The 19,711-nt window shown below is 34.9% G+C and carries 19 protein-coding genes; 12 read left to right on the top strand and 7 right to left on the bottom strand.

Features of this window, described 5'->3' with window-relative positions:
* Positions 1-39 precede the first annotated feature (39 nt).
* Genes SPD48_RS07505 through SPD48_RS07490 form a run of 4 tightly spaced genes read left to right on the top strand, consistent with a single transcriptional unit; the run spans position 40 to position 3,889 of the window.
* Positions 40-918 carry an energy-coupling factor transporter transmembrane component T gene (locus tag SPD48_RS07505; protein WP_336257472.1) on the top strand — a complete coding sequence of 293 codons (879 nt, stop codon included), beginning with the start codon at positions 40-42 and terminating at the stop codon, positions 916-918.
* Complete coding sequence (locus tag SPD48_RS07500) at positions 900-2,582, top strand: ABC transporter ATP-binding protein (RefSeq protein ID WP_336257471.1); 1,683 nt, start codon at positions 900-902, stop codon at positions 2,580-2,582. Before SPD48_RS07505 ends, SPD48_RS07500 begins: the two co-directional genes overlap by 19 nt.
* Positions 2,558-3,253: an ECF transporter S component gene (locus tag SPD48_RS07495; RefSeq protein WP_336257470.1), complete on the top strand. Its 696-nt coding sequence runs from the start codon at positions 2,558-2,560 to the stop codon at positions 3,251-3,253. The genes SPD48_RS07500 and SPD48_RS07495 overlap by 25 nt, the downstream gene beginning before the upstream one ends.
* Before the next feature lie 57 nt (positions 3,254-3,310).
* Entirely contained in the window at positions 3,311-3,889 is a 579-nt protein-coding gene (locus SPD48_RS07490; RefSeq protein WP_336257469.1) for a nitroreductase family protein, read from the top strand.
* Between the two features lie 111 nt (positions 3,890-4,000).
* Here SPD48_RS07490 and SPD48_RS07485 read toward each other — a convergent pair whose 3' ends face one another.
* Complete coding sequence (locus tag SPD48_RS07485; protein ID WP_336257468.1) at positions 4,001-4,321, bottom strand: MazG-like family protein; 321 nt, start codon at positions 4,319-4,321, stop codon at positions 4,001-4,003.
* Positions 4,322-4,418: 97 nt separating this feature from the next.
* On the opposite strand from SPD48_RS07485, the gene SPD48_RS07480 reads away from it, so the two are divergent.
* Entirely contained in the window at positions 4,419-5,000 is a 582-nt protein-coding gene (locus tag SPD48_RS07480) for a TIGR00730 family Rossman fold protein (protein ID WP_336257467.1), read from the top strand.
* A 428-nt stretch (positions 5,001-5,428) separates the two neighbouring features.
* Here the strand turns inward: SPD48_RS07480 and crcB are convergent, their stop codons facing one another.
* From crcB to SPD48_RS07450, 6 genes are read right to left on the bottom strand one after another with little or no spacing between them, the layout of a single operon-like run.
* The gene (gene crcB / locus SPD48_RS07475; RefSeq protein ID WP_336257466.1) at positions 5,429-5,776 is read right to left on the bottom strand and encodes a fluoride efflux transporter CrcB; all 348 of its coding nucleotides are present in this window, start codon (positions 5,774-5,776) and stop codon (positions 5,429-5,431) included.
* Positions 5,777-6,163: a fluoride efflux transporter FluC gene (locus SPD48_RS07470; RefSeq protein ID WP_336257465.1), complete on the bottom strand. Its 387-nt coding sequence runs from the start codon at positions 6,161-6,163 to the stop codon at positions 5,777-5,779.
* A 12-nt stretch (positions 6,164-6,175) separates the two neighbouring features.
* On the bottom strand, positions 6,176-6,589 hold the full coding sequence (locus tag SPD48_RS07465) for a Fur family transcriptional regulator (RefSeq protein WP_336257464.1): 414 nt from the start codon (positions 6,587-6,589) through the stop codon (positions 6,176-6,178).
* Positions 6,589-7,437: a metal ABC transporter permease gene (locus tag SPD48_RS07460; RefSeq protein ID WP_336257463.1), complete on the bottom strand. Its 849-nt coding sequence runs from the start codon at positions 7,435-7,437 to the stop codon at positions 6,589-6,591. Before SPD48_RS07460 ends, SPD48_RS07465 begins: the two co-directional genes overlap by 1 nt.
* Positions 7,438-7,448: 11 nt before the next feature.
* Complete coding sequence (locus SPD48_RS07455) at positions 7,449-8,207, bottom strand: metal ABC transporter ATP-binding protein (RefSeq protein ID WP_336257462.1); 759 nt, start codon at positions 8,205-8,207, stop codon at positions 7,449-7,451.
* Positions 8,208-8,250: 43 nt separating this feature from the next.
* Positions 8,251-9,189 carry a metal ABC transporter solute-binding protein, Zn/Mn family gene (locus tag SPD48_RS07450; protein WP_336257461.1) on the bottom strand — a complete coding sequence of 313 codons (939 nt, stop codon included), beginning with the start codon at positions 9,187-9,189 and terminating at the stop codon, positions 8,251-8,253.
* A 315-nt stretch (positions 9,190-9,504) separates the two neighbouring features.
* On the opposite strand from SPD48_RS07450, the gene SPD48_RS07445 reads away from it, so the two are divergent.
* The 7 genes from SPD48_RS07445 (at position 9,505) to SPD48_RS07415 (ending at position 19,621) form a co-directional block, all read left to right on the top strand.
* Positions 9,505-10,902 (top strand): ABC transporter substrate-binding protein, encoded by a 1,398-nt coding sequence (locus SPD48_RS07445; protein WP_336257460.1) that lies wholly within the window; start codon positions 9,505-9,507, stop codon positions 10,900-10,902.
* A 192-nt stretch (positions 10,903-11,094) separates the two neighbouring features.
* Positions 11,095-11,994, top strand: a complete 900-nt coding sequence (locus SPD48_RS07440; RefSeq protein WP_336257459.1) for a carbohydrate ABC transporter permease — start codon at positions 11,095-11,097, stop codon at positions 11,992-11,994.
* Positions 11,995-11,996: 2 nt separating this feature from the next.
* Positions 11,997-12,812 (top strand): carbohydrate ABC transporter permease, encoded by an 816-nt coding sequence (locus SPD48_RS07435; protein ID WP_336257458.1) that lies wholly within the window; start codon positions 11,997-11,999, stop codon positions 12,810-12,812.
* Between the two features lie 54 nt (positions 12,813-12,866).
* Complete coding sequence (locus SPD48_RS07430; RefSeq protein ID WP_336257457.1) at positions 12,867-13,874, top strand: zinc-dependent alcohol dehydrogenase family protein; 1,008 nt, start codon at positions 12,867-12,869, stop codon at positions 13,872-13,874.
* A 413-nt stretch (positions 13,875-14,287) separates the two neighbouring features.
* Positions 14,288-15,787 (top strand): xylulokinase, encoded by a 1,500-nt coding sequence (gene xylB / locus SPD48_RS07425; protein ID WP_336257456.1) that lies wholly within the window; start codon positions 14,288-14,290, stop codon positions 15,785-15,787.
* A gap of 268 nt (positions 15,788-16,055) precedes the next feature.
* On the top strand, positions 16,056-18,203 hold the full coding sequence (locus SPD48_RS07420) for a BglG family transcription antiterminator (protein WP_336257455.1): 2,148 nt from the start codon (positions 16,056-16,058) through the stop codon (positions 18,201-18,203).
* Complete coding sequence (locus SPD48_RS07415; protein WP_336257454.1) at positions 18,200-19,621, top strand: PTS transporter subunit EIIC; 1,422 nt, start codon at positions 18,200-18,202, stop codon at positions 19,619-19,621. The genes SPD48_RS07420 and SPD48_RS07415 overlap by 4 nt, the downstream gene beginning before the upstream one ends.
* Positions 19,622-19,711 lie beyond the last annotated feature (90 nt).

Genomic DNA, 19,711 nt, shown 5'->3' with positions numbered 1-19,711 from the left:
GTATCTTAACTAATTGATTCAAATAAAGTAGGTGTACTTATGGGCAATGGATTTAATAGCTTTCATCCATATGTTATTTTTTTCTACTATGTTGAAGTTGGATTTTTATCTATGTATTTTCGGCACCCATTATTTCTAGGTACGATCGTGTTAATTCTTGCTTTGGTAAATATCACTCATGATGGTGGAAAAACATTAAAAAAATGGTTACCAATTTACATTTTAATGACTACAGTTATTATCATTCTAAATCCTTTTTTAGTCTCACGTGGAACAAATATTCTTTTTTATTTTCGTGGTAAACAGGTTACAGTAGAGGCGACCATGTATGGGTTAGTCATGTCATTGTCTATATTAGCTATTTTAATTATGTTCCTCTCTTTTAATTTAATCTTAAATGGGAACAAGTTTTTATATATATTTTCTCGAATACTACCAAGAACAGCTTTCTTAACGATGATTGCGATTCGATATGTTCCTTTACTACGAGATCGTTTAGAAGAAATAACTACCGTACAACGTGTAAGACAAATGACAATTTCTTCTGGAACGTTAAAAGAAAGAGTTAAAAGTGGAATGCTTATTATCCAAGTATTATTCACCTGGTCATTAGAAGAAGCGATTCAAACAGCTGATTCCATGAAAGCAAGGGGATATGGAATTGGTGAAAAAACTTCCTATACTCGATATATGATGCAAAAACGAGATTGGATTTGGCTCATTATTATCGTTTTTTTATTTATTATATGTGTTGCTGGGGGGGGATTAGGTTATGGGAAGATCGTTATTTACCCTCAACTAGGAACTCTTCATCTATATCCAATCGATTGGTTGATATATTGTTGCACATTTATTATTATTGCTTTTCCACTTATTGTTGAAGGGAGAGAATATATACTATGGAAATATTTAAAGTGAATAATTTATCTTTTCGTTACCCTGAAACAACTAGTGACGTTATTAGTAATCTATCGTTTAGAGTTCATGAAGGTGAATTTATCGTTATTTGTGGACCAAGTGGATGTGGAAAAACGACGCTACTACGTCTCTTAAAAAAATCACTTACACCAGTGGGACATAAAGAAGGAGATATTATTTATTTGGGAAAACAGTTTGATGAGTGGGACGAACGTACGTTAACAGAAGATGTAGGATTTGTTTTCCAAGATCCAGATACGCAAATAGTCATGGATGAAGTGATGCAAGAAATTGTATTCAGTATGGAAAATTTAGGATATTCAAATTTGGAGATGCGCAAACGTGTTGCAGAATTAGTGCATTTTTTTGGTTTGGAAGAATTACTTAGTAAGAAGTTGTCTGAACTTTCGGGTGGTCAAAAACAAATTTTGAATATTGTTTCGGTACTTTTATTAAAACCTAAAGTTCTTTTACTTGATGAACCTACTTCCCAACTTGATCCAGTAGCATCGAAGGATTTAATTGCCTTTTTAGAAAGATTAAATCAAGAAATAGGCATGACAATTATCCTTGTAGAACATCGATTAGAAGATTTATTTTCAGTTTCAGACCGTACAATAATGATGGATCAAGGGACCATTAGTTATATAGGGGATAACCGTAACGTTATCTATAACGTGTATCAGCATAAAGACGAACGATTTTTGTCATATATCCCATCGTTTATCCGTTTTTATATAGAAATGAGCAAACCTTTACAATTAGAACAAATCCCGCTTACCGTAAAAGAATGTAGAAATTGGCTCACTACGTTAGGTAGAGTAGTAGAACAGGAAACTAGACGGGAACAGGCGTTGAAAGCCAATGGGATAACTCCTCCACTTTTTACAATGAAAAATGTTTATTTTCAATATGAAAAGAACAGACCAATGATAATAAATAATCTTTCTTTGGAAATACATCAGGGGGAATACATTGCCTTAATAGGTGGAAATGGTTCGGGGAAGACAACTTTATTAAAATTGTTATTACGAATGATAAAAGCTCAACGTGGAAAAATCACTTATTTGGGGAAAACTTTGAATAAAACGAAGGAAAATGAATTGTATCGTAACATTGCCTTTTTACCTCAAAATCCCCGCGCCTTTTTTATCCAAGACTCAGTTGGAAAAGAAATGGAGGAAGTAACTAAAAAGTTTAATATAGAAGATGGCGAAATGAAAATAAAGGAAATGTTAGAACGACTTCATATTTCCTATCTATATGATCGCCACCCTTATGATTGTTCTGGTGGAGAAATGCAAAAGGCGGCATTGGCGTCGATGCTGATTAGAGAACCAGATATATTGTTTATCGATGAACCAACCAAAGGTCTTGATCCCGTTTCGAAAAAGCGTATTGGAGAAATCATTAACAAATTACATAAAGATGGTTTAACAATAGTGATGGTTACACATGATATCGAATTTGCGGCAAAGCATGCGGAAAGATGCGCAATAATGTTCAATGGCCAAATAACGGTTAGTGGAACGGCGAATACATTATTTAAAGGAAATTATTTCTATACGACGACAATGAATAGAGTAACAAGAAATACGACCTTCCCAGAAGTTATAACATTCGAGGAGGCTATGGATACATGTCCAAATCACGTAAATACTTGATCGTCATCTCGATTGGAATGTTTCTACTCCTATTCTCCTCGATTGCTTTATTGAAGTATAACGCTTATCTATTAGTAAGTTTTATTTTGATTGCTTTAATGATGGTTCCATTTTTTATACGATTTGAAGTGAAAAAAATTACCGGTAGAGAAATTGTTATTCTTGCAATATTAGCAGCTTTTGCCGCGGTTGTAAGGGTCCCATTTGCTGGCATTCCAAGTGTTCAACCGACTTCTTTTGTCATTATTATAACTGGTCTTGTATTTGGAGCTGAATCCGGATTTATTGTAGGAGCCATCGCTGCCATTGTATCAAATGTTTTTTTGGGACAAGGTCCATGGACACCTTGGCAAATGTATGCTTGGGGAATGATGGGAATGAGTGCCGGTTTATTCAGGAATATTTGGTGGATGAAATACGTATGGGGAAAAAGCATTTTTGGTTTTGTTTGGGGATATTTATTTGGTTGGTTTATGAACCTGTGGATTATTGTAAGTAACATTGAAAATTTTACTTGGGAATTATTTGTAAGTATTTATGCGGCGAGTATTTATTTTGATTTAGCCCATGGACTTTCAAATGTATTTTTTTTAGTTTTGTTTAGTACAAGCTGGGTGAAAATAATGAATCGGTTTAAAAGGAAATATGGACTACTAAATCAAGATAGTTGATTACTTAAATAAACTTTCATATTATATTTAGGTACACAAAAAACAAGGAGTTGTCTTATGGATATTTCAACTTTCAGACAAGCAAATCATACAATTGATTCAATTTACTTAAATCGATGGTCTCCTCGAGGATTTTCTAACCGGGAAGTAGAAGAAGAGAAAATATACAGCATTTTTGAAGCAGCTCGTTGGGCACCATCTGCTGCAAACTGGCAACCATGGAGATTTGTATATGCACAAACAGAGGAAGATCGAAACAAATTTCTATCATTTATTTATGAAGGAAATATAGAATGGTGTAAAAATGCACCTGTTCTCGTTGCAATAATTTCAAAGACAACGAGAAATGAAGAGGGAGCTCCTAATGTGACACACGCTTTTGATACGGGAGCAGCTTGGGGATATTTGTCACTTGAAGCCTCTAGACAAGGACTCATTACTCATGGAATGGGCGGTTTTGATCGCGTTAAAGCAAAAGAAGTTTTAAATATACCAGAAGAATATGAAGTTCAGGCTTTGTTTGCATTAGGATATCATGATCCGGATGCAAAGTTATCAGATCAACATAGAGAACGCGAAGTTCCTTCAGGGCGAAATCCAGTTAGCTCTTTTCTTTTTGAAGGAACATTTAAATAAAATAGTCACTCGGAAAATAGCGAGGAAAGAGGGTTAAAAAGTACCCTCTTTCATTGCTATCATTAGTGTCAATACTATATTTTCTATCCTTTTTTCTTGTGAAAATAGTATTTATTCATGAGAGTAACGATTTGAGAGTTTCTCTTTATGGGAATTAAATACTTCTTCTAAAGAAATATTATATTTATTGGCAATTACAATGACGTTACCTAACACATCTCCTAACTCTTCTACTAAAGCTTCTCTATTTTTCATATAGGATTCCGTTTTTTCGTCTGGGCGATCCCTCCCAATCTCAAGTGCTCTTATAGCACGTGCTACTTCGCCAGTTTCTTCAGCTAAAAATCCAATACGAATAAAGATGTCTAGTTCAGACCAGCCTCTATTTTCATAATAATCATGTACCCATTGTTGAAATTCAGTTACGTCCATTTCTTACCACTCCTAACATTTGACTACCATAAAGTTTAACAAATTATGAAGACTTCTGTATAATATAAACGCTAAATCCGATAAGGGGGACTTCTTTATGAAAAGTATAGCTGTATTTTGTGGTTCCAGTGCTGGAGCATCTAATGTATATATAGAAACTGCGAGAAAATTTGGTGAAGAACTAGTCAAGCGTGATATTACACTTGTTTATGGTGGAGCAAGTGTTGGGGTAATGGGAGCTGTTGCGGATACCGTCTTGGAAGAAGGTGGACAAGTCATTGGGATAATGCCTAGTTTTTTAGAGCAGAGAGAAATATCTCATAAGAGATTATCAGAATTGATAGTTGTCGATTCTATGCATGAGAGAAAGGCTAAGATGGCAGAGCTGGCAGACGGATTTGTCGCTTTACCAGGTGGACCGGGCACATTAGAAGAATTCTTTGAAATTTTTACATGGGCTCAATTAGGCCTTCATCAAAAACCTTGTGGTCTTCTAAACATTAATCATTACTTTGATCCACTCGTTGAACTTTTTAATCACATGACAAAAGAACAATTTTTACACGAAAAGTACCGTTCTATGGCACTTGTAGATATTGAACCAAATCGATTACTAGATAAATTTGATTCTTATGAAGCCCCAACCGTAAAAACGTATCTTAATGAACAACAGACTTAAAAGCAAAATGAGGCTGGGACAAAACAAAATATTATATATGAAACACGAACAATATTTCAAGTTAGCGAAAGAAATATACGGAGACACTGTGAAAGCAAGCGATAGTGCGGCTTGAACAGGTGTTTTTGATGGGACGAACTTTGTGCAGTCCCAGATGTCGCTCTTATGCCAGTGGTGAAAGCGGAGTATATTTCTGTAGCGACTGTTATAAACGTAATCATTTCAATAACTCTTTCTAGCTTATGTCCCTACCTCGTTTTCAACTTCTTCGCTCTTCAAAAATATTTTATGTGCTTTCATTAAAATTCCAACATATCACTTTCACTCCGTACCATAATTAGGTTATCTAATAAAATTAGCGAAACGTAAATATTCAACAAACCGGCCACCTCCTCGATCAGTGCCGGGCTGCATGAAGACATAAACCATCAAAAGCTAAGAATAATACCTACTATGATGATAGATACAACAAATGAGCTGACTACATAATATGTAGCGGTGCGGAATTTTTCAGCTTGTATCAGTTGAATTGTTTCACTTCCAAACGTTGAAAATGTTGTATAGGCACCACAGAAGCCAACACCGATCGCTAGCCATACTTCCTCAGAAAGCGAATGAACTAAAAAAAGTTTTAAAATAATTGCGAGAAGGATGGACCCACTAACATTAGCAATCCACGTACCGATAAAATGTTTATTCAATTTATTTGCAATCCAAAATCGCAGCATGCTTCCTAAAAAACCACCAATAGCTACAAGGAGAAGGTGAAACACCATTTACATCTCCTCCTTTGCAAATTTCTGAGCACTTCTATAACCAAGAAAGCTACAGAATAATCCACCGAAAATGGTAACAAGCAGATAAATAATTGCTAAAAACAAAGTTGTTTGAAATAGATGTACAACTTCAACCGTGATGGTTGAAAAAGTTGTATAAGAGCCAATCAAACCAGTAGTTAAAGCAGACCCAATAAGAGGGTGCATCCTTACCTTAATTGCCGGATGGAACATAATAAAAGGTAACAGGAAAGCGCCGGTAAGATTAACTGTTAATGTAGCCCATGGAAAAGTAGAAAAGCCATCAGATAGAAATAACAAAGAAAGTATATATCGCAAACAGGAGCCAATAACTCCTCCGATCCCGACAGCCAGATATGTTTTCACGTTAAATGACCTCTATGCAGGCTGGCATGTCGGACAAAACCCATACACTTCAAATTTATGTCCGTCAATTTTATAGGTTGATAGTAAGTGAGCGACATCATCCATTGGGCATATATTAATTTTTTTTGTTTTTCCACATGTATTGCAAATAAAGTGGTGGTGATGGTGGCTACCACAATTCATACGGAAATGCTTTTCGGCGTTTAATTCTGTAGATTCTAAAATTCCTAAGTCATGATAAAGATGGAGATTTCGATAAACTGTATCAAAGCTAATGCCGGGATAAATGGATTCCATATACTGATATAAGTCTTTTGCTGTATAATATTTATCTTCTTGAGCAAAAAAATTTAAAATATCTTCTCGACGCTTCGTCATTTTATGTCCATGTTCTTGTAATAAAGTGATTGCTTCTTGCTTATTCATTATTCATCCACTTCCTTCTGAAAATGAAATGTAAGTCGTTTATATGCTAATGAAATAATTAGAATGATAATTGCCATCACTACAATCGTACCACCTGGAGGGATGCTTAAATAATATCCACTTATTAATCCAGTAACTACTGCAATTTCAGCAAATAAAATCGAAAAGAAAATAAGCTGTTTGAAACTGACTGCGATTCGCATTGCACTTGCTACTGGTAAAGTCATTAAGGCTGATACGAGTAAAACACCTACGATCCGGATGGAGGCAGCTATCACAAGAGCAGTTAAAATAATAAATAAAAAATGAATACGGCCAGAGTGTATTCCTGTAACTGTAGCGTGTTCCTCATCAAAAGATAACGTTAAAAGTTCTTTATAGAAAATAAAAATCGATATGATAATAAAAATAGAAATAATTAGAATAGATAAAAAGTCATTTTTACTCACTGCCGAAACAGATCCAAATAAAAAGTTGAATAAATCCGTGTTAAATCCGTTAGCTAATGAAATAAAAATTACACTTAACCCAACCCCACCACTTAATATAATAGGAATTCCGATTTCTTGATAAGCCGTATAAACAGAACGCAATTTTTCAATTAATATAGCTCCTAAAACTGAAAAACCCATTCCGCTATACAAAGGACTTAATGGTAATAAAAGCTGTTTTTCAATAAATAAACCAAACGCTATTCCAGCTAACGTGACATGAGATAAAGCGTCAGCCAGCAAGGAAAGTCTTCTCACAACGAGAAAGGCTCCAAGTAATGGGGCGATGATCCCGATAAGAAGCCCGGTTAAAAATGTATGACGTAAAAAGTCAAATTCAATTATATCTGCTAACATAGGAGCCTCCTCTAGTCATGATCATGTACAATGACTTGCACAGGATGACCGTAAATTTCAGACAAATACTCTGCAGATAATGCGGTATATTCTTCTGATTTTCCATGAAAATGTAACGTCTGATTCAAACAGACAATATTTGTAGCATATTCCGTCATCGCACCAGTATCATGTGTAACAAGTAACATAGTTATATTTTGTTTTGTGTTCAATTCATGAAGTAATTCATAAAACTTTTGGACATATTGATAGTCAATTCCGACAGTAGGTTCATCTAAAATAAGCAGCTCAGGCTCACTGACAAGTGCTCTTGCTATGAAGACACGTTGCTGCTGTCCACCGGATAAATCACCGATATTTTGATACGCATATTTACCCATATCAACTTGATCAATAGCTTGCAATATTTTTTCTTTATCCTTTTTTTTCATGAACCGAAAATAACCTACTTTGGCTGTTAAACCCATGGCGACTACTTCAAATACGGTAGCAGGAAATCCTTTATTAAATGTATTTGCTTTTTGAGAAACAAATCCAATCCGGTTCCAATCTTTAAATGAATCAATAGGTTGATCTAACAAAAAAATGGAGCCTTTACTAGGTTTTAGCAGGCCTAATATTAATTTAATTAACGTTGTTTTCCCGCCTCCATTCGGACCGACGAGACCCATAAACATTCCTCGTTGAATATTCATATTAACATTTTTTAAAGCTATCTTATCCCCAAAAGAGTAAGAAATATTTTCTAATCGAATGATGGAGTCGGACATGACTTCACCTCTTTCTATATTAGTTACCCAGCTACTATAAAATTTATTGAGTAGCTTCATCTAAAACTCGTAAATTGCCTTCCATTAAGGTTATATAGTCTTCGTGATTCTCGATATCCTCTTCTGTAAGAGTTTCTAAGTTATGAATGGTTAATTTTTTTGCGTTTATATATTCTTGTATAATCGTAGCTAGCTTATTCGAACCTGTTTGTTCAAATATAACATACTGAAGATTATTCTGCTCAGCCAGTTTTGCAATTTTCGTCAGTTCTTTTTGGGATGGTTCATCACTAGATGAAATCCCGCTAATTGGGATTTGCTCTATGCCATATTTTTCTTCCCAGTATCCATAAGCTGCATGTGTAACGATAACTTTTTTATTTTCTTTTGACTGTAAGATTGCTGTATATTCTTCATCAAGTTTTATCATATTTTCTTTTAATCCAGTAAAATTCTCTTCGAATTGTGTTTCTCTTTCTGGATTTAGTTCAACCAATGTATCTTTAATAATCTTACCTACTTCAATCATGCGAATTGGATCTAACCAGATATGCGGATCTAAATCTTCGTGATTGTGACCATGATCATCGTCTCCGTGAGCCTCATGATGATCATCTGTACCTTCTATAAATAATTCTTTATGCTCCCCTATCTCAAGCAGCAACACATCTTGGGATTCAAGCGCCTTAGAAGTACTTTCAGCAAAGCCTTCCATTCCTTCTCCTAAAAAAATAAACGCATCTCCTTTAGCAATTTGCGTGACTTCTTTTGTAGTCGGTTCAAATGTATGTGCATCCACTCCTGGCGGGTAAATTGACTTAACAGTAGCCTCTTCTCCAGCAATTACTTGTGTAACATATTGTAATGGATAAATAGATGTGTATATTACTAACTGATCATTTGAAGCATTTTCTTTATTTGTACTACATGCTGTAAGCAAAAATAATATAAATAGACTAATGAATAAGACACTTCTTTTCAAAATAATTCCTCCTAAAATAGACTGTTTTTAAGTATATCGTAATGATTACGATTTGTAAAAGTATATGAAAGATCTATACGAAAAGTTTCATATATTTAAAACAATACAAGATAGAAAAAGAGTCCTATATTGCACGCATTCACTTTATTAACCTAATAAGTAAACGTAAGTAAAAAACATTTGAAAAAGTAAAAATGATTAAGTTTGTCATGTTTTATATGTGACAAAGTTATGTCATCTAAGTGATTTCATAATGTTTTTCTTTGTTATAATGATTCAAGAAAGCGCAAACAAACTACAGTAGGGGGAAAAAGAATGAATAAAAGAATAGGTTTTTTGGTATCGATCCTAATCATTTTTATACTAGCCTTAATGGGATGTGGTTCTTCTAATGATACGAATAAGAACGAAGAAAAAGTTGATGAAGCAGCAAATACGTCTAGTGATGGAACTGTTTTAACTGTAGCAACGGTAAACAACCCAGACATGAAAATCATGCAAGAATTAACGAAGGAATATTTTGAAAAAGATACAGGATATAAAGTTGAATTTGTTGTCCTACCGGAAAATGACCTGCGTAAAAAAGTAACAGAAGATGTTGCACTTGGAGCTGGAGCGTTTGATATTGTAACTATTAGTACGTATGATACACCAATTTGGGCTCAAAATGGATGGATTGAGCCACTAAGTCCACAAATGAATGCACTTAGTGATGAAGAAAAAGAAGCTTATGATCTAGAAGATATTTTTCCAACGATGAGGGACGCGTTAACGTTTGAAGAAAATTTATATGCATTACCTTTCTACGGTGAAAGCACGATGCTTTATTATAATACAGAAATATTTGAAGAAGCAGGAGTGGAAATGCCTCTCCATCCAACTTGGGAAGAAGTTGGTGAGATCGCAAGAACGATTAAAGAAGAAACAGGTACACCTGGTATTGTTTTGCGAGGACTTCCAGGTTGGGGTGAAATGATGGCACCTTTAACTACAGTAATTAATGCATTTGGGGGTTCTTACTATGATGAAGAGTGGAATGCACAACTTGATAGTCAAAATACAGTAAATGCGATTAATTTCTATGTTGATCTGTTAAATGATGCAGGACAACCAGGTGCCACAAGTACAGGATTTACAGAAGCATTAACTGTTATGTCTACTGGTAAAGCAGCCATGTGGTATGACGCGACAGTTGCAGCAGGATTTTTAAACAATCCTGATGATTCCGATGTAGTTGGAAAAATTGGTTATGCGTTTGCTCCTACTCAAGTGAAAGAAGAAAACACTGGTGGACTTTACGCTTGGACCTTAGCTATAGAATCCGCAAGTAAAAATAAAGAAGCAGCATTCGAATTCATTAAATGGTCAACAAGTAAAGAGTATATCGAGTTAGTAGGAGAAGAAAAAGGCTGGGTAGTTGCCCCTTCTGGTACACGTATTTCAACTTATGAAAATCCAAACTATCAAGAGGCAGCTCCTTTCGCAGAAATGGTATTAGAAAGTATTCAAAGTGTTGATTATGATAATCCAGCAGTTGATCCTGTACCATATGTTGGTGCACAATATGTAGCTATTCCTGAATTCCAATCACTCGGAACAGAAGTAAGTCAACAAATTGCTGCGGCGATTGCAGGAGATAAATCTGTAGAAGACGCAATGAAAGAAGCACAAAAATTAGCTGAAGATGCGGCAGTAGAAGGTGGATATAAGTAATATTATTTAACTTATAATCCGGTAGCAACAAAAGCTAATTTGATTATTCAATAGAATCGTTTATTAACACGATAAATTATTGTTAATTTAAAAAATCGTTGATAAGGTGAGCCCTAATGTTGGCTAGGAGCCTAAAGGAAAGCGAGCCTTTCAACGGTTTTTATATTTTAAGAACTTAAAGGAGGGATGAGTGTGAAAGCAGCCACACAACAGAGAAAAAACTTGAATCAGCCTCCTATCAAAAGGTTGATCTTACCAAGCGCTATATTTCTTATTATAATGACACAGATTCCGTTTCTGATCACAATATATTATAGTTTTCAAGATTGGAATATAATGCGACCTGATAAAGGGATACAATTTACGGGGCTATCAAATTTTAAAAAAGTATTAACCGATCCCGGATTCTACCAAGTATTAAAAAATACAGCTGTATTAACATTAGCAGTTCTTATTATTTGTTTCATATTAGGATTTGCTTTGGCCTTATTAATGAATCGACATTTCTTAGGAAAAGGTCTAGTTAGAACGATGTTCATTACACCTTTTTTTGTCATGCCAACTGTATCGGCGATTATTTGGAAGACACTAGTTTATAATCCTAACTTTGGATTTTCATCTTATTTCGCCGAAGTATTTGGTAAAGCACCAATAGATTGGTTATCCCAACATCCTCTTTTATCAATTATTTTAATTGTTTCATGGATGTGGACCCCATTTTTTATGCTTATTTTACTTGCTGGATTACAATCTCTTCCTAGTGAATTAATTGAAGCAGCACAACTTGATGGGGCCAATAAAATTCAACAATTTATTAACGTGACTATCCCACATTTAGTTAGATATATAGAAGTTGTCGTTCTTTTAGGGTTAATGTTTATTTTACAAGTGTTTGGGGAGATTTATGTAACGACTTCTGGAGGGCCAGGTTTTGCTTCTACTAATTTATCATTCTTCGTTTATCGAACCGGGTTTCAAAACTGGGATATTGGTAAAGCATCAGCGGTTGGTGTGATTACAGTAATTTTAACTATTATTATGATGATGTTCATGATAAAAGTATTACGTCGCATGTTTAGGGAGGAACAATAATAATGAAAAAAATTGTATCAATTGGACTTACATTTATTACCTATATAGCGGCAATCATTTATTTTTTCCCAGTGTTGTGGATTTTTATAACAGGCTTTAAGACTGAAAGTGAAGCAATCAATATACCACCTAGCTTATTCTTTAAGCCGACACTGGAAAACTTTCAGATGGTATGGAATATGGGAGTAGGAGATTTCTTTATTAATTCGGCAATTATAACTCTATTATCTACTTTAATTGCACTTTTATTAGGGGTTCCCGCAGCATTTGCACTTGCTATGTATCGAGTAAAAAGAAAAGAAGATATTTTATTTTGGGTGATTTCAACACGCTTTTTGCCTATCGCAGGAATAATTATTCCGCTTTATTTAGTGTTTAAAAGTGTTAATTTGCTAGATTCGTTAGTAGCTCTAATCTTACTTTATGCTGGTATGAATGTCCCACTAATTATTTGGATGATGCGTTCTTTCTTTAATGATGTATCTTATGAAATTATTGAAGCTACACAAATTGATGGAGCGACCGGTATTCAGTCATTCTTTAAGGTAGTATTACCTCTTGTTAGACCAGGACTTATTTCAACTGCACTTTTATCGATGGTATTTGCTTGGAATGAATTTTTCTTTGCAGTTAGTTTAAGTTATACAAATGCAGCAACCTTACCCGTATATATGTCGTCGTATATGACACAAGAAGGATTATTCTGGGCAAAAATGTGTGCAGCTGCATCAATTTCCATCTTACCAGTAATCATCTTGGGATGGTTTACACAAAAACAATTAGTTAGAGGACTAACAATGGGAGCAGTAAAAGGGTAAATGCTTAGAAAATAAGCACAAAAGTTAAAAATAATAAAATGGGGTGTAGATTAAATGAAAGCTTTAGTTATAGAAAAACCGTATACAGCAGTAGTTAAAGAAGTACCGTATCCAAATCCAGGACCAGATGAGGTTACGATAAAAGTTAAAAATATTGGTATTTGCGGAACCGATATTCATATATACCAAGGAGAGTTTCTTTCTCCATATCCGATCATACCTGGTCATGAATTTTCAGGCATAATTCACGAAGTTGGGGAAAACGTAAAGGATTTTAAGAAGGGTGAACGAGTGACAGCAGATCCTTCCTTATTCTGTGGTCAATGTAAATATTGCCTGACGAATCGAGGTAACCAATGTGAAGATTGGGGCGCATTAGGAAATACAACTGATGGTAGCATGGCAGAATACGTGAAAGTTCCAAGTAGAAATGTTGTAAAAATTCCAGACTCCATGTCATTTAAAGAAGCAGCTTTTATTGAGCCGATGGCATGTGTTGTTCATGGAATGAATCGTTTAGATCTTTCTGTAGGAGATCGAGTAATTATTTTCGGGGCCGGCGCAATGGGGCAACAGCTCGTTCAAGCGGTGAAAATGGCTGGAGCTTCAGAACTTGTCGTTGTTGATGTTTCTCAAGAAAAGTTAAATAAGGCTCTTGAGTGGGGTGCGACAAAAGGCGTATTAAGCGAACATATTGAAACTGAAATAAGCTCGGAAAAGTATCCAGATGGTTTCGATGTTGTTATAGATGCTACCGGCATTCCAAAAGTAATTGAACAAGCATTCAATTATATTGGTGCAACCGGGAAGTATTTACAATTCGGTGTGACAGCACCAGATGCAAAGGTAGCCATTGAACCATTTAAAATTTACAATAAAGATTGGACAATTATCGGATCAATGGCAATTAACTATACCTTTTTACCCGCCTTTCATTGGGTGAAAGAAGGTCGAATTGATGTAGAGCATTTAATCTCAAAAGAAATCACACTTGAGGAAGCAGTTGACTTTTTAAAAGGGCCGAGAGACCCTAATGATTTTAAAGTTCAAATTAAATTATAAAATGAGTCAATTTCATAATAGATTACTTCTAGAATAAAACCGAACAACAAGCAAAAGTATATTGTTATCGTTCGTTTTTACATCCTATAAAATTTTGGCTGGAACGGCAGGTGGTCGACTCCTGCGGGAGAAGAGGCCTAGATAAGACCCTGCCCCGGCAAGGGGTATGCAGACGTTGCCCGCAAAGGGCGATTTTAGTCTGCCTTCCTTAAAAACCCGAGGAGGCTTATCAGTCGCACTTGTGCCCTCAGGGTGAAAGCGACCACCTGGAGTGAAAGCCTTTTGCTCAAGCAATATAGTTCGGTTTTTGAAGCGCTATATTGATTTATGAAATTGATTCAAATACGTAAATGTTGAAAGTCACAATACTGTGTGGCTTTTTCTTTTATAATTATTTATTGGGAGGAAAAATAATGGCAAATAGATTGTTGGTGGGAATAGATATTGGAACACAAGGAACAAAAGCACTCGTAATAGATGAACATGGTAATGCTGTTGCAGCAGGGCATTGTAGTTATGATTTTTTTGTTCCACAAGTTGGATGGGCTGAACAAGACCCGGAGCAGTGGTGGAATGCTGTTATAAACTCACTAAAACAAATCTGGAACCAAGGTATAAATCCAGAGCAAATTAAAGGAATTGGTGTATCTGGTCAAATGCATAGTCTAGTCCTATTAGATGAAGACAAACAGGAGTTAGGGAATTCAATATTATGGAATGATGTGCGAACTCAAGAAGAATGTATAGAAATCGAGCAAATAATAGGTAAAGAAAAATCAAAATCTATTACACGGAATGCTATTTTACCTGGATTTACCGCACCTAAGATACAGTGGATTAAGAAAAACGAGCCAAAACGATATAATAAAATTTGTCATGTCATGTTACCTAAGGATTATATCGTTTATAAACTTAGTGGAATCTTTTCAACTGATGTATCAGATGCTAGTGGTACATCTCTTTTTGATGTAGAAAAGCGGAAGTGGTCAAAAGAAATAATAGAAGCACTGGATATTCCTATTGAATGGTTACCAGAAGTGCACGAAAGTAATACGGTCGTTGGTGGAGTAGTTAAGCAAGCAGCAAATATTACTGGATTAATAGAGGGAACTCCAGTAACCGCAGGAGCTGGTGATAATGCAGCAGCAGCACTTGGAAACGGTATTTATGAAGAGGGCTCCGGTGTAATAAGTGTAGGGACATCTGGCACTGTTTTTGCTCCACTGAAAAAATTGCCTCCACTTAAAGAGGATCAAGCGTTACATACATTACATTTATTTTGTCATTGTCTTCCTAATACTTGGCATGCAATGGGGGTCACATTGTCAGCAGGCATGTCATTAAATTGGTTTAAGAGTACGTTTTCAGAAGATACGTATGATGAATTACTTGAAGATATTCATAAAATCGAAGCAGGCTCTGAAGGGCTCATATTTCTACCATACCTAAACGGGGAACGTACACCACATAATGATCCACATGCAAGAGGAGTTTTCTTTGGAATGAACTATAACCATACTCGTGATCATTTCACTAGAGCTGTGATTGAAGGTGTGTCTTATAGTTTAAAAGATTGTTATGAATTAATAAAACAATGTAATGTTACAATAGACACATTATATGTTACTGGTGGAGCGAGTAAAAATCTAAATTGGAGACAAATTCTAGCAGATATATTAGGTCAAAAGGTTCATGCTTTTAAAGAAAGAGAAGGACCTGCTTTCGGAGCAGCATTATTAGCAGGATTAGGTGTAGGTATATGGGATAGTCCAGAAGATTTTCCGAACTTTTTTGACAAAGGGGAAGAGACAAAAGAAAATATAAATAATGTAAAGCTTTATACAGAGGGTTATCAAATTTATAAGGAGCTTTATACAAAGTTAAAAGATACTTTTATAAAATCAACTAGTTAAGTGTTAAGTTGAGTTGTCAAAATGAAAGGCGGCGACTCCCGTGGGATAAGCAGGAGTCTTGAGACCTTAAGCGGTAATTTAATAACGGTCTACTAAAAGCTTCCTTTGTTGACAACGTCGGCATACCATTTGTCGGGTCAAGGGGCCTCGAGACATGTCCAATGGAAAGCGTTCGCCTGTAGTGAAAGGCAACGTAGAATAACAGTTTGTATATTTCAAATATCAACCATATAGATAGGTGGAAAAACTATACGAGGGGGGAGAAGGGTTGGAAGAATCAATTATTTTAAGTTCACGTCAAAAAGAATTATTACGAACATTATTAAATAGCAATATGCCAGTTACCTATAAGTATCTAGCCGAAAACTTTAAATTAAGTACAAGAACGATTCAACGAGAAATTAAATCCCTTACATTAACTCTAGATCAACTTAACATTAAGATTACGAGAAAAATTGGTTCTGGACTTATTTTGCAAGGTTCTGAAGAAAATATAAAAAAATTAAAAGCTCAAATTAAACAGGCCAAAATAATGTCTGCCTATACTCCCGAAGAACGACAAGAAGGGATTACCTATGAGCTGTTACTTGCAAACACACCGCTTAAACAAGAGTTTTTTAGTAAAAAATATGGGGTGTCTATAGCGACCATAGCGTATGACTTAGATAAAATTTGTATATGGTTAGAAGCGGGCGGAGTTACAATTCACCGTGCACCAGGTATTGGCGTATATATCAAAGGAACAGAACAGCAACGGAGAACATTATTATCTCGCTTACTTCATAAGGATATTACTTTTGAAGATTGGCTTGAACTGTTTCATGAAAAAAAATCTGTTGAATCATTATATGGAAAATTAGGATCAGTAATTAGAAATAGATTACTAAAATTTGTCCAAACAGATAAAATATTAGATGTTGATCGTGTTTTAAGTGAAGTGTTGCATGAACAATCGGAATTTATTTTAACGGATAGAAATTATGTAAACTTAATGATTCATATTATGCTTGCGATGGAACGAATCCAAAGTGGAAAAGTAATTGAAAATACGAATTTAGGTAAATGGGAACCATTTGATATGGAAACCCTTTCTCTGGCAAAGAAAGTAGTAAATCGCTTGGAACAAGTGTCATCCTTAAAATTCCCGGAAATTGAAGTGAAATATATTTCACTACATTTAGCTGGTGCAAAAGCTACTAAAAAACAAGATAATCGAAATGAGGAAAATGAAGAGTTTATTTGGATAGAACTTACACAAAGCTTTATAAGGTCTGTCGAGTTTTATTTAGACGAATCTTTTGAAGGAGATCAACTTTTGTTTGACGGACTAGTATCACATTTCGTTCCAGTTTTTAATCGATTAAAATATGGATTGCAAATTCATAATCCAATGTTAGAAAAAATAAAAGAAAAATATCCAGAAGTTTTTTTAGCCTGTTTAAAAGCATGTGAACTTTTAACGGAAAAAACAGGATATCCAATTCCAGAAGATGAAGTTGGTTATTTGGCTATGCATATTGGTGCTTCTTTACTCCGAATTGAAGAAGGGGTTAAGCAAAAATATAAAGCTATCGTTGTATGTGCAAGTGGTCTTGGCACTTCCATGTATTTAGCGACAAAAATTCGTTCAGAGATCCCAAACATTGAAGTTGAAGCAGTAGTTTCAGTAAATGAACTTTCCGATTGGTTAAAAGATGAAAATGAAATAGAAATTATTATTTCGACGGTTAATTTGCCCTATGTTAATGAAGAAAAAATGGTAGTAGTAAGTCCTTTCTTGAAGAAAGAAGATATTGCTAAAATAAGAAATACGGTGATAAACCAAACACATATAAAGATAGAAAAGCCACCTATTATTCAAGAGAAAGATAATATAATAGAGACCTCATCATTACTTTCTCTTGCAAAATATGGAGAAGGTTTAATTCAAATAGTGGAAAATTTTAAATTATTTACAAAGGTGGAGTTAAGTTCTGATAGTATTAAGAGTGTTGTTTCCTTACTGGGTAAAGTGAAAGAAATTACAGATCAAAGTATGTTGACAGAAGATTTAAAGCAGCGCGAGGAGTTAGGAGGTTTTGCTTTAAATGGTTTAGCAATGATTCATACAAAAACGGCAGGAGTCGTCTGTCCAATTGTCGCAGTTTTTCGTACTAAATATCCTGTTTCTTGGAAAAGTGACGATGGAAAAATGCAAGATATTCAGACGATTTTATTATTGGTTGTTCCAGTTGATTCACCAGTCGAACATATGGAACTGATTAGCGAAATACCTGCAGCCTTTATCGACGACTCTTTTATAAAAGAAATCACGACAGGTAATGAAGATAGGGTGAGAGCTGTATTGGAAGAAGTTTTAGCGAAAGCTTTCGAATTAAAAATAACTCGCTCTGTAAAGGGGTTACATAGCAAATGAGAAAGTTTACTCAATTATTGAGTGCGATGGTGTACCAAAATATTGTCATCATAGTAGCGATAGGTATTATCCGAGCTGTTTTTGGTGACTATGGCTGGTGGTTTAACGAGACGGTTATTGAAATTGTTGATCCAGTTTATCATACATTATTGCCAGTCTTAATTGGATATACTGGAGGGAAAATCATTGGGGGTCAACGAGGAGCTGCCGTTGCCGCTATTGCAGTTTTCGGATTAACGCTTTCTAGCTCTTTACCAGTAATACTTGGTGCAATGATTGTTGGACCATTTGCAGGTTGGATTATTAAGAAGATCGATGAAATAATAATTAAAAAACTACCTGGTGTAGGCTATGAACTATTAATTGGCAATTTACTAGCTGCTATAGTCGCGGTTATTTTAACAATTATAAGCTTTGTTTATATTGGTAATATGTTTTCAATTGTAATTGATATTGGAACAGATTTACTAGAATATATTATTTATTCTAGTTCGCTTCCCCTGGCAGCATTAATTATTGAACCTGCAAAAGTACTCTTTTTTAATAATATTATAAATTTCGGTATGTTAGCCCCTCTTGGTATCCAGCAAGCAAATGAGATTGGTAAATCTATTTTTTTCTTATTAGAATCAAATCCTGGACCAGGTTTAGGAATTTTACTTGCTTACTGGATACGAACGAAAGCAGAGCAGCGAAAAGGTGCAAAAATTGCCACATCCATTCATTTTTTAGGTGGAATACATGAGGTATATTTTCCCTATGTTTTAATGAAGCCTAGATTAGTTATCGCACTTATTTTAGGTGGAATGGTTGGTATAATTACATTCCAATGGTTTGATGTTGGACTTGTTTCTATTTCATCTCCAGGCAGTATTTTTCTTCTAATTGGATTAGCTCCAAAGGAAGATATGATTTTTGTCTTTTTAGGTGTGTTTTTTTCAGCATTTACGTCATTTATAATCAGTATTTTATTATTAAGGACTGTCTCCGAAACCCCAACAGTAGAAGATACACAAGAAACAATTGCTGAATTTTATCAATTGGCTAAAAATGAGCAATTACCGAAAAGAAAAAAGACCAAAATTGTTCAAACTAAATTGACGGAGAAACGAACTAAAGAAAGGGAGCTCGTTGAACCAGTTACGAATGTAAAGGAAATTTATTTTGTTTGTGAAGCAGGTATTGGATCAAGTGCTATGGGTGCAGCAATGCTTAGGAAGAAGTTACAACAAGCTAATTTGCATATTTCTGTTGAAAACTCTTCGATGAATGAAGTGCCTGAATCCGCAGACTTAATTATTTGCCATGAACGACTTCTACCGGATATCAAAAATATGTTACCTAATAAAAGATATTATCCATTACGTACCTTCACAGATATGAATGTGTATGATAAACTGGTTGAAAAATTACAGTGATTTTAATATAGGAAATAAGTTTATCTTTATTGACATGTTTATATTCAGTAATATAGTTTTATAAATTCAGTTTGTGGTATTTTTAATATA

The organism is Pseudogracilibacillus sp. SE30717A, from assembly GCF_037071985.1.
Lineage (GTDB): Bacteria > Bacillota > Bacilli > Bacillales > Amphibacillaceae > Pseudogracilibacillus.
This window is presented reverse-complemented; position numbering and strand designations above follow the sequence as displayed.

Bases quoted from the DNA above. Each gene is read 5' to 3' on its own strand.
- SPD48_RS07505 (WP_336257472.1), top strand. From the start codon at position 40: ATGGGCAATGGATTTAATAGCTTTCATCCATATGTTATTTTTTTCTAC.
- SPD48_RS07500 (WP_336257471.1), top strand. From the start codon at position 900: ATGGAAATATTTAAAGTGAATAATTTATCTTTTCGTTACCCTGAAACA.
- SPD48_RS07495 (WP_336257470.1), top strand. From the start codon at position 2,558: ATGTCCAAATCACGTAAATACTTGATCGTCATCTCGATTGGAATGTTT.
- SPD48_RS07490 (WP_336257469.1), top strand. From the start codon at position 3,311: ATGGATATTTCAACTTTCAGACAAGCAAATCATACAATTGATTCAATT.
- SPD48_RS07485 (WP_336257468.1), bottom strand. From the start codon at position 4,321: ATGGACGTAACTGAATTTCAACAATGGGTACATGATTATTATGAAAAT.
- SPD48_RS07480 (WP_336257467.1), top strand. From the start codon at position 4,419: ATGAAAAGTATAGCTGTATTTTGTGGTTCCAGTGCTGGAGCATCTAAT.
- crcB (WP_336257466.1), bottom strand. From the start codon at position 5,776: ATGGTGTTTCACCTTCTCCTTGTAGCTATTGGTGGTTTTTTAGGAAGC.
- SPD48_RS07465 (WP_336257464.1), bottom strand. From the start codon at position 6,589: ATGAATAAGCAAGAAGCAATCACTTTATTACAAGAACATGGACATAAA.
- SPD48_RS07460 (WP_336257463.1), bottom strand. From the start codon at position 7,437: ATGTTAGCAGATATAATTGAATTTGACTTTTTACGTCATACATTTTTA.
- SPD48_RS07455 (WP_336257462.1), bottom strand. From the start codon at position 8,207: ATGTCCGACTCCATCATTCGATTAGAAAATATTTCTTACTCTTTTGGG.
- SPD48_RS07445 (WP_336257460.1), top strand. From the start codon at position 9,505: ATGAATAAAAGAATAGGTTTTTTGGTATCGATCCTAATCATTTTTATA.
- SPD48_RS07435 (WP_336257458.1), top strand. From the start codon at position 11,997: ATGAAAAAAATTGTATCAATTGGACTTACATTTATTACCTATATAGCG.
- SPD48_RS07430 (WP_336257457.1), top strand. From the start codon at position 12,867: ATGAAAGCTTTAGTTATAGAAAAACCGTATACAGCAGTAGTTAAAGAA.
- xylB (WP_336257456.1), top strand. From the start codon at position 14,288: ATGGCAAATAGATTGTTGGTGGGAATAGATATTGGAACACAAGGAACA.
- SPD48_RS07415 (WP_336257454.1), top strand. From the start codon at position 18,200: ATGAGAAAGTTTACTCAATTATTGAGTGCGATGGTGTACCAAAATATT.